This is a genomic window from Edaphobacter sp. (genome assembly GCF_035763405.1).
Lineage (GTDB): Bacteria > Acidobacteriota > Terriglobia > Terriglobales > Acidobacteriaceae > Edaphobacter.
In genome coordinates, this window is the sequence record NZ_DASUBE010000118.1 from 1 (window position 1) to 10,335 (window position 10,335).

The following is a 10,335-nucleotide window of genomic DNA, read 5'->3' on the forward strand; positions in this document are numbered from 1 at the left end:
TCTTTCCTCTGATTTAAGGTTATCAGCGGTGTCAAGGGGCGGGTGTGGAAATGGGTGGTTGGATGTGTCGGGTTTGCGGAGGGGTGAAGATGTTGCTGGGCGCGGGGAGAAATACGGGGGTCTCTCCGCTACGGCGGCAAAACGCGCCGCCTTCGGTCGAGATGACGTGATTTTGTGGCGGGTTGGAGGACAAGCAAAGGTGAAATGGTCTGGCCACCGATGGCGTATAGGATAGACGCAACAGCACTCACAGGAAGGTTTAGTTAATCGATTATGGCCATCGGCGTCGGCGCACCTTCGAGCACGCAGCATAGCGGCGTGCAGCACACAGACTATCGGGCGATGAGCATCGCTACGACGCTGTTTTTCATGTGGGGGTTTCTGACGTGTCTGAATGACATTCTGATTCCGCACCTGAAGGCGATCTTTGAGCTGAACTATGCGCAGGCGATGCTGGTGCAGTTCTGTTTCTTTTCGGCGTACTTTGTGTTTGCGCTTCCTTCGGGCAAGCTGGTGGAGTGGCGCGGGTATGCGCAGTCGATGGTGATTGGCGTGCTGGTGATGGCGGCGGGCGCGTTTCTGTTTCTGCCTGCGTCGTCGGCTGCCTCGTTTGGATTGTTTCTGACGGCGCTGGTGATTCTGGCGGCCGGAATTACGCTGTTGCAGGTGGCGGCGAATCCTTATGTGGCGCACCTGGGGCCTCCGGAGACTGCGTCGGCGCGGTTGAACCTGGCGCAGGCGTTTAATTCATTTGGGACGTTCATTGCGCCGTTCTTCGGCAGCGCGCTGATTTTGACGGCGACGCAGGTAACGCCCGAGAAGATGAACGCACTTTCGGCGGAGGCGTTGCAGGCGTATCGTACGGTGCAGGCGTCGTCGGTGCGGCTGCCTTATATCGGCATCGGCGTGGCGCTGGTGCTGCTGGCGATTGCGCTGGCGCTGGTGAAGCTGCCGCCGATGGACTTCACGCGGGACATTCGTCCGGGCGAGTTGTCGGAGGGGACGCATGACAGCATGTGGAAGCATCCGGTGCTGATTGCGGCTGCGGTGGGCATCTTTTTGTATGTCGGTGCTGAGGTTTCAATCGGCAGCTTCCTGGTGAACTACTTTGCGCTTCCGGATATTGCGAACTTCTCGGAGAAGACGGCGGCGGCGTACGTGTCGCTGTACTGGGGCGGCGCGATGGTGGGGCGCTTCATCGGCTCGTGGCTGCTGACGAAGGTGAGGACCAGCACGGTGCTGGGGTCGGCTGCGGTGGTCGCGGGCTCGCTGGTGGTGGCGTCGATCCTGCTGCATGGGCATACGGCGATGTGGGCGATTCTGGCGGTGGGCCTGTTCAACTCGGTGATGTTCCCGAGCATCTTTACGGTGGGGTTGACGGGGCTGGGGCCGCTGACCAGCAAAGGCTCAAGCCTGATGGTGCAGGCGATTGTGGGCGGTGCGCTGATTCCGCTGGCCGAAGGGCATCTGGCGGACAAGATTGGCGTGCATCATGCGTTTGTGATCCCAGTGGTTTGCTATGTGTATATCGCGGCGTTTGGGTATTGGGGCGGGCGGCGCGCGGAGCGCGAGGTCGAGGAGATTGAGGCGGCGCAGGGGTTGGTTTGAGCGGATGGGTTTGGTTGTGGGAAGAGAAATGCGGGGGTCTCTCCGCTCCGCAGCGCGATAAAACTGCGCTGCTTCGGCCGAGATGACGTGCGTGGTGGGTGGCGTCGGATCCTACCTTGGGCGGGATGAAGCCGTGCCGAAGATGGGGCCCCCGGGAGTCTCGAAGCGAAACGCAGATTCCCTTCGGGAATGACAACAAAGAGGGGCGGAAGCGAAACGCAGATTCCTTTTGGGAGTGAGAGCAAAAAAGCGTCATTCGTGGCGGAGAGCTTCGACGGGGTCCATCTTTGCGGCGCGCATGGCTGGGAGCAGGCCGGAGACGATGCCTACGACGGCGAGGATGGCGAATGACGCCAGCATGATGGCCGGTGAGGCGCGCAGGAAGATGTCGCCTTGATGGTTGGCTGTTTTGTAGATGTCGGAGTAGAGCGGCATGGGCGGGACGAGATAGGAGACGAGCACGGCCATCGCCATGCCGATGGCCCCGGCGATGAAGGTGAGGGTCAGGCTTTCGAGCAGAAACTGCATCAGGATGTCGCGTGGGCGCGCGCCGAGCGATTTGAGCAGGCCGATCTCTTTGGTGCGCTCGGTGACGGAGACGAGCATGATGTTCATGACGCCGACGCCGCCTACGCCGAGCGTCATGGCTCCGATGATGCCGAGAAGGATTTCGAGCGCGACCGAGAACTGCATGATCTGCTTGGCGTTTTCGACGGTGTCCCAGGCTGGCAGAGCTTTGTCGTCGCGGGGGTCGAAGTGGTGGCGTTGGGCGAGGACGGCGCGCACGGCGGCCAGTGCTTTGACGTGCATGTCTCCGGAGAGCGGCTGGAAGACGATGCTGTCGGGGTCGCGTTTGTTTTCGAGCACGCGCATCATGTCGAAGGGGATGAAGGCGTTCTCGTTGTCGGGGCCGTTGTTGGAGGAGTCCTGAATCTTGTCCTTGAGCACGCCGATGACCTGGAAGACGTGGCCTTCGATCTCGATCGACTCGCCGACGGGCGGGTAGCCGCTGAAGAGCTTCTGCGCGGCGTGCGCTCCGAAGATGACTACGGGGCGATGGTCGGTGAAGTCGGCCGGCTCGAAGTAGCGGCCCTGGTCGATATAGAGGCGCCGCATCCCGCCGTAGGGATACTCGACCAGCTTGGTTGAGATGTTGACGACCTTCGCTCCATATTTGTAGCTGAAGCCGTCGTCGGTCTCGGAGCTGACGGCCTTGAGGAAGGGAACCGCGTCGCGCACGGCGTCTGCGTCGCCGTCGATGAGCCGGACGGGCCTGCCGGAGCGTTCGCCGCCGGCCTGCATACTGGTCTGGCCGCCCCAGATCATGATGACGTTGTCGCCGAGGCCCATGAAGCCATTCATCACCTCGGTGCCCAGACTTTTGCCGTAGCTGAGCAGCAGCACAACCGTCACGAGTCCCCAGGCGATGCCGAGCATGGTGAGGCCGGAGCGCAGTTTGTTGCGCAGGAGTGAGTGGATGCTTTGGCGGACGACCTCGAACAGGTTCATTGGCTACTCCGTCCTCAGGCATTCCATGGGGCTCAGGTTGGCGGCACGCAGGGCTGGGTAGGTGCCCGCGAAGAGGGTGATAAGCGTCAGCGTGACGAGGGACGAGATGACCGCGGCGAGCGAGATGACCGGATGCGGCACGAAGTCGGGCAGCGGAATGAGCCGCATCAGGAGACAGATTCCGACGCCGATGGCGAGGCCTGCTGCTCCGCTGACGATGGTGATGATGGCGGACTCGACGAGGAACTGGCGGCGGATGTCCACGGCGGTTGCGCCGAGTGCTTTGCGGATGCCGATCTCGCGCGTGCGCTCGGTGACGGCGACGAGCATGATGTTCATGACGCCGATGCCGCCGAGGGAGAGGGTGAGGATCGCGACGGCTCCAAAGAAGAGCGTCATGACGTGGAAGATGCGCTCGGTGAATTTGGCGCCTTCGAGCGTGTCCCATACCCAGAGGGCGTCCTTGTCGGTTGGGTCGAAGTGGTGGCGCTCGGCGAAGATGCGCTTGACCTGGTCGAGGGCCTTCTCATGCAAGTCGGGCGAGATGGGCTGGATGACGATGTTGTTGACAAAGCCGGGTTCGACGCCGGGGCGCTCGGGGGGAGGGAAGTCGCGCGCCATGGCTGAGTAGGGCGCGAAGAGCTGCGTGTTGTCCGGTCCGCTGCCGTAGCTGCCGTTCTGCTGCTTTTTGACGAGTACGCCGATGACGGTGTAGGGATAGCCGGCGACCATCAAGGTTTGTCCGATGACGGGCTTGCCGGGAAAGAGCTGCCGGTCGGCGTCGGAGCCGAGCAGGATGACGCGCGCGCCGGTGTCCTCGTCTTCCTGGTTCATCAGGCGGCCCTGCTCGACGGTGAGGGAGCGGAATTGCTGGTACTCCGGCCACACGCCGCGCACGGGCCGGTTGGCCGCGTTCCACTGGCTGACCTCGGAGACGCTGCGGCGAATCTCGGGGCTGACGTTTTTGACGAGGGTGGCGCGTTCTTTGATGGCGATGGCATCGCCGATGGTCATGCGAATGTCGCGCCCGGCGGCGTAGCCTCCCGCCTGCATGCCGGTTTTGCCGCCGAAGAAGATGGCGATGTCGGTGCCGATGCTGCGCATGCGCTGCTTCTGATCGCGATTGAAGCCGATGCCGAGCCCCACCAGCAGAATGACTGCGGTGATGCCCCAGACGATGCCGAACATCGTAAGAAAGCTGCGGAGCTTGGTGGCCCATAGCGCGGCGAGCGTCTGTTTGAAGATGTCGAGTAAGGGCATAGTCCGAGGCGTCTACGTCGAAAGTGAGCAGCCAACAGTAGATACGAGGAAGTAGAGGCGGTGGTTCCGTACAACAGTGTAAAGTTGCGAATGCGTTACGATGAGGCAGGCGCGGTTTCCCGGCGCCGAAGCCCGGATGGTGAAATCGGCAGACACAGCGGACTTAAAATCGTATAAGTCAATAGCGAAATTGCTTACAAATATAAGATAACTAAAGACTTATAGCAATGATGCAGCGCTATGGCGACAGGCATAACCCTTACACATTTTTCGTGACATTCATGAAATGTGCGGAGGTCATCGCTCATGTCAGAACGGTTCACGATCCTCGGTGGCAAGGTCCACATCTACAGGCGTCCCAATAGCTCAAGCTGGCAGTGTGCGAGCTTTCTGGCCGGGAAGAATCGACGCACAACCACCAAAGAAGAAAGTCTCTCGAAGGCAAAGGAAGTCGCAGAAGATTGGTATTTGCAACTACCGGCAAGCTCCGCGACGGCGAGCTGAAAAGCGGAAAACTGTTCCGCGAAGCCGCGAAGTTGTACCTACGCGAAATCGATATCATGACGCATGGACAGCGGAGCGCGACCTATGCGCGCGGACAGCACGCACGGACAAACGGACACTTGGTTCCATTCTTAGGCAGCATGGTTCTTCCAGAGATTACCGCTGGCAAGATCAATGAATACCGTATCCATCGCCTTGAAGAGTGCAAGGTGCAGCGTGGCAAGGCGCCCGCGCATAACACCATGCACCAGGAGATCGTGACGTTGCGCCAGATTTTCAAGACGCCTCTGCGTCACGGTTGGATCGATCATCTGCCGGATTTGTCGGCACCCTATCGTGCCTCGGCCAAAATTTCTCATCGAGCATGGTTCTCGCCAGAAGAGTACAAGCAGCTTTACGAAGCGGCGCGGAAACGCGCGCATGATCCCAAGCAGCCCCGCTTTCGTTGGGAAGCGGAACAGCTTCACGATTACGTTTTGTTCTGCGCCAATACCGGACTTCGTCCTGATGAGACGATGCGTCTTGCGTTCCGCGATGTCACGGTGATCGAAGACGAGGGGAGCGGCCAAACGATCCTTGAGATTGAAGTACGTGGCAAGCGAGGCGTCGGCTATTGCAAGAGCACATAGGGCGCTGTGCGACCATTCGAGCGGTTGAAGACCCGCCTGCGTCCAGATGGAGGGCCAGGAAGATCGGGCAGCCGTACCGCATCCATAGCCAAAGGCGAGTGGCACGAGCCGGGTTCTACCGATCTTCTGTTTCCGAAACGGCCGCGCGATTTATTCAACGCGATTCTTGACGAGGAAAAGCTTCGCGCTGACCGCGACGGTCGGGCGCGAACGGCCTATAGCCTGCGCCATACCTATATTTGCCTTCGCTTGCTCGAAGGTGCGGATATCTACCAGATTGCCAAGAACTGCCGGACAAGCGTGGAGATGATTGAGAAGTATTACGCAGCCCATTTGAAGACGCAGCTTGATGGTTCCGCGATCAACGTCATGAGGCCACGTCCGAAGAAAAAGGCAATTTCCAAGAAGGGCTCTGGTCGAGTGGAAGCCATCCGCTTGGTTGAAGAAGCATAGGCCATTACCGCTTGCTTTATGATGTGAACTGTCGTCAGTTTTGCGCGGGCGTGGTGAAATCGGCAGACACAGCGGACTTAAGGAAATTGAGTGCCCGTCTGGGAAACCGGCGGAGTAGAACTGCTCAAAGTCGGGGAAACCTTAACTGGCAATCCCGAGCCAAGCCCGGATATTTTCGGGAAGGTGTAGAGACTAGATGGGCAGCACCTAAACCTCTCGCGGGGAATGGTGAAGGGATAGTCCAGACCACGAACTCGCGTAGCGAGGCGGCGAAAGCCGAAGTGGTATGAAAATCCGCAGACCCTAAACAGGTCGTGGGGGTTCAAGTCCCCCCGCCCGCACCACACGCACATGCCTGGCGGGGATGGAACCATCCCTGCATATTCCCCGCAGTGCCGGACCAGGGCCGCTTCGGCCCGCGCTTTGTCCGGCGCTGTAAGGCGCTTCTGCATACGAACGTATGCAGCAATCTTCCCGCGAAGGCGGGTTGTAGTCAGAAGTTTGTTGCCTTTTTCTGACATGAGGATGCTCCATGTCCACTCCGGCATTCAGCATTCCAGCTGCCATCGGGGACTTCGCGTTGACTGTCGATCCACGCCGCCGCAGCTCCGGCCTCGATCGGAATGACCCATTGAGCCTCCAGGGCTAGCGCCGCGGTCTTTCTGCTATGCTGCAAGTCTCATAGAACAACAGGTAGTGGACTGTTGCCGGGACGGTTCACGCCAAACTTCGTTAGGATGAGGCAGGCATCAATGGTTCAAGAAGACCAGGCAGCAGCACGCGCATCTGCTCCGACCCCAGAGGAAGTTCGGCGGCAACTGGACTTGATGGTCGCCGCCAAGGCCTTCCGGTCGAGCCGGCGTTGCGTGGATTTCCTGCGGTATGTCGTGGACCAGACGCTCGCAGGCGCTGCCGACAATATTAAGGAGCGGACAATCGGCGTCGAGGTGTTCGGGCGGTCTCCTTCGTATGAGACCAGCGCCGACCATGTGGTTCGCACTGCGGCGATCGACGTTCGCAAGCGTCTGGCGCTCTATTATGGAGATCCGAGACACCAAGGCGAGATTCGCATGACGCTCGTTCCGGGCTCCTACGTCCCTCATTTCTCCTATCCTCCTCCCGAAGGAGTCGAAGAAGGGCTCGCTCTACCGGTGGCGGATACCCCGGGCCAGCCCTCCGTTGCGGAGAATCCTGCCGTCCGGTTGACCGAGGAGCATCACGTCCGCAGTGACTCACGCCAGCCGCGACTCGGATTGTTGGTTTTGTCGGGCCTGCTCGGTGCGGCGGCGGTGCTGATGATCTTCTGGTTCGGTGCATGGTCCAGGAACCGCACTGCGGATAGCCTGTTCTGGAAGCCGTTGTTGACCGGCTCCGGTCCGGTACTGATCGCGGCGGGTGACATTCCTGACGGTCCGCCGTCGGTATCGACCGGCTCCTCCCAGGGGGCACCGGTTATTCAGCGCGGAGCGACGACGGTGGTTCCGTTTTCGGACATGGTCACGGTGGCTCGAGTGCTGAACGCACTACAGTCGCGGGGGCAGAAGGTCGTGATCCGGCCGGAGGTGGCCAGTTCTTTCTCGGATTTCAAGCAGAGCCCCGCAGTGTTGATCGGCGCCTTCAATAATGAGTGGAGCATACGGTTGACACAGTCACTGCGCTTCTCGCTGGCGTTGGATTCGGAGAAGCACCTGATCTATATCCGAGACGCCGAGCATCCGGAGAGCCGGGCATGGAGCCAGGTCACGGGAGCGACGATCGAACAGCAGCAAGCCCTTCGCGGAGGGCCGGCGCTGCATGACTACGCCCTGATCTCACGGATCAGGAACCCCGAGACGGGACAGGTGATGGTTATTCTGGGTGGCCTGTACGCGTACGGCACGGCCGCAGCGGGAGAGTTCCTGACCGATCCCGAACTGATGAAACAACTCTCCAAAGTCTCCGGTTTAGGTTCCGAGAACACCAACCTACAGATCGTTCTGGAAACCGATATCACCGATGAGACCCCAGGCATGGCGCGAGTCCTCGTCCTGAGCCGAACCACAAGCAACACAAAATAAATACGATATCCACGGTTGTGACGGACACAACAACCGTCTGTGTCTGACGATTCGTGCCTTACGGTGCATAGAGTTTCTTCGTTTCACAACGAGTGCATTCTGTCGCAGCCAACTTCTTCAGGGCCATTCCGGTTCCCGTGATCCGGTGCGATGAAATGCTAGACCTCACCACTCCGAGCTGCCCGCCGTCATGCGGGCGGCCGCTTAACGACATTCCACTTCGAGGCCGAATTATGATCTCCCTCACTGTTCTGGCGAAGCGGCACCCCATGCGGACCCTCGCTCTTCTCGTCTTTCTTCTTGCGTCTGCGGGGCTCTGTCGCGCTCAGGGCGTTGCGCGGATCAACGGCGAGGTGTTGGACACCACCGGCGCCGCGATTCCAAACGCCCAGGCCGTCCTGACCGATAAGGCGACCGGCTCGATCAGAACGGTCCGCACGAACGGGTCGGGTCAGTACACCTTCCCGGCGTTGCACCCGACGAACTACCAGCTGAGCGTGACATCGCCAGGGTTCAGCGGATTCACCCAGGACAATATCCTTCTGGAAGCCGATCAGGCAGCCACGATCAACGTCACGCTCAAGGTGGGTGAAGCAGGGCAGTTGATCGAGGTGACTTCGGCACCGCCGCAGATTGACGTGACGACTGGCACGCTGGCGCAGGTGATCTCCGAGCGGGACATCAGCGAACTGCCTCTGAACGGACGGAATGCCGCCTCGCTAACCACGCTGGTCGCCGGCGTCACTCCGGCTCCGAGTGGAGCCTCGGACCAGGGCAACACCAAAACCTTTCCCGTGGTGGTGAACGTCGCGGTAAACGGAACGCGCGCCAACCAGACCAACTACCTGCTGGATGGCGGCAACAACGTGGACGAGTATACGAACGTCAACGCGCCATTTCCTTTTCCGGATGCGCTACAGGAGTTCAGCGTGCAGACCAGCAACTTCGCGGCCGAGTACGGCCAGAGCGCGGGTGGCGTAGTCAACATCATTACGCGGTCGGGCACGGCCAAATATCACGGCAATGCCTTTGAGTATGTCCGCAACGCCGCCCTCAACGCACACAATCACTTTGGCTTCATCACCAACTCGAGCGGCCAATATGTGCCATACGTCGACCCCCTGAAGCGCAACCAGTTTGGCGGTACGTTCGGTGGGCCGGTGGGCATCCCGGGACTGTGGAAGTTGAAGCAGGGATTCTTCTTCCTAGGCTACCAGCATACGGCGTTGCGCACGCAAACGACGAGCATCGCGACGTCGAATCTGCCGACTACAGCGAATGAAAGCGGCCTGTTCAACTTCAACGTGACCGTGCCGAATACCCAGAGCGGCGGTCCCACAGCCACGCAGCTCAAGGCAGGTTGCGTGACAAATCCGTATCCGACGGGCACGCAGGGTTGCTATCCGTACACGCTGGTCTCCACCACGCCGGGAACGTCGAGCACCACGTACGCCTATCAGTCGACCATTCCCACCACCAGCTTCGATCGGGCAGCGCTGGCGCTGCTGAAGTATATTCCCACTTCCAGCAATGCGGGAACCGCGTTCGCGTATCAGAAGCCAACCTCGCAAAATCTTGACGAGGGGGTGGGTCGTTACGACCAGGATCTGGGCGCGAAGGACCATCTTGTCGCGCGGTATTTTGTGGATATCTTTCACAACCAGGGTGTGCTGAACCTGGCCAACCTGCTAACGTACGCCGATGGATCCGACATCACCTATCAGAACGCGCTGGTCTCGGATGCGCACACGTTTACGTCCCATCTGATCAACAACCTGATTGTCAGCTATCAACGGGAAGGCTCTGTGCGCGGTCCAATGCCGGGAGCCATCGACGTGGGCGACCTCGGAGTCAACGTGTATCAGCCGCCCACCAAGGCCATCCAGACGCTCAAGGTGAGCGGCTTCTTCTCGATCGGAGACAATCCGTACGGCACGTTCAAGCGCTCGAACGTGACCCTGGCCGACGATGTTCACTGGGTCAAGGGCAATCACAGCATCGCGTTTGGGTTTCATGGTGAACTCAGCCGCGTTGACGTGATCAATCAGAATGGTCAGCCCGGGCAGTTCACGTTCAATGCCACCACGACCAATAGCGCCATTGCCAGCTTCTTTCTGGGGTACGTCAATAGCTTCAAGCAGACCTCCGGGCAGTTCCAGGCGAACCGTGCCAAGTATACGGGTGCGTATGCGCAGGATGTCTGGAAGGCCGGACGGCGCGTGACATTTGACTTCGGACTCCGCTATGAGCCGTACATTCCCATCTATGAAGCGGGCGGCCGCGTGGGTCAGTTCAACCCGAGTGCGCTTGCAGCC

The 10,335-nt window shown here is 59.9% G+C and carries 7 protein-coding genes; 5 read left to right on the plus strand and 2 right to left on the minus strand.

Features of this window, described 5'->3' with window-relative positions; all coding sequences use genetic code 11:
* Positions 1–273 precede the first annotated feature (273 nt).
* Entirely contained in the window at positions 274–1,608 is a 1,335-nt protein-coding gene (locus VFU66_RS11935; RefSeq protein ID WP_326446482.1) for a sugar MFS transporter, read from the plus strand.
* A 252-nt stretch (positions 1,609–1,860) separates the two neighbouring features.
* Here the strand turns inward: VFU66_RS11935 and VFU66_RS11940 are convergent, their stop codons facing one another.
* Positions 1,861–3,117, minus strand: coding sequence for an ABC transporter permease (locus VFU66_RS11940; protein ID WP_326446483.1), 1,257 nt, complete (start codon positions 3,115–3,117; stop codon positions 1,861–1,863).
* A 3-nt stretch (positions 3,118–3,120) separates the two neighbouring features.
* Positions 3,121–4,377, minus strand: a complete 1,257-nt coding sequence (locus VFU66_RS11945) for an ABC transporter permease (protein WP_326446484.1) — start codon at positions 4,375–4,377, stop codon at positions 3,121–3,123.
* A gap of 461 nt (positions 4,378–4,838) precedes the next feature.
* On the opposite strand from VFU66_RS11945, the gene VFU66_RS11950 reads away from it, so the two are divergent.
* From VFU66_RS11950 to VFU66_RS11965, 4 genes are all read left to right on the plus strand, one after another.
* Entirely contained in the window at positions 4,839–5,510 is a 672-nt protein-coding gene (locus tag VFU66_RS11950; protein ID WP_326446485.1) for a site-specific integrase, read from the plus strand.
* A gap of 24 nt (positions 5,511–5,534) precedes the next feature.
* Entirely contained in the window at positions 5,535–5,963 is a 429-nt protein-coding gene (locus tag VFU66_RS11955) for a site-specific integrase (RefSeq protein ID WP_326446486.1), read from the plus strand.
* 752 nt (positions 5,964–6,715) lie between these two features.
* The gene (locus tag VFU66_RS11960) at positions 6,716–8,020 is read left to right on the plus strand and encodes a hypothetical protein (protein ID WP_326446487.1); all 1,305 of its coding nucleotides are present in this window, start codon (positions 6,716–6,718) and stop codon (positions 8,018–8,020) included.
* Positions 8,021–8,289: 269 nt separating this feature from the next.
* Positions 8,290–10,335: TonB-dependent receptor (locus VFU66_RS11965; protein WP_326446488.1), on the plus strand; the 2,046-nt coding region annotated here is incomplete at its 3' end.

Coding starts and splice junctions, on each gene's coding strand:
- VFU66_RS11935 (WP_326446482.1), top strand. CDS start 274: ATGGCCATCGGCGTCGGCGCACCTTCGAGCACGCAGCATAGCGGCGTG.
- VFU66_RS11945 (WP_326446484.1), bottom strand. CDS start 4,377: ATGCCCTTACTCGACATCTTCAAACAGACGCTCGCCGCGCTATGGGCC.
- VFU66_RS11960 (WP_326446487.1), top strand. CDS start 6,716: ATGGTTCAAGAAGACCAGGCAGCAGCACGCGCATCTGCTCCGACCCCA.
- VFU66_RS11940 (WP_326446483.1), bottom strand. CDS start 3,117: ATGAACCTGTTCGAGGTCGTCCGCCAAAGCATCCACTCACTCCTGCGC.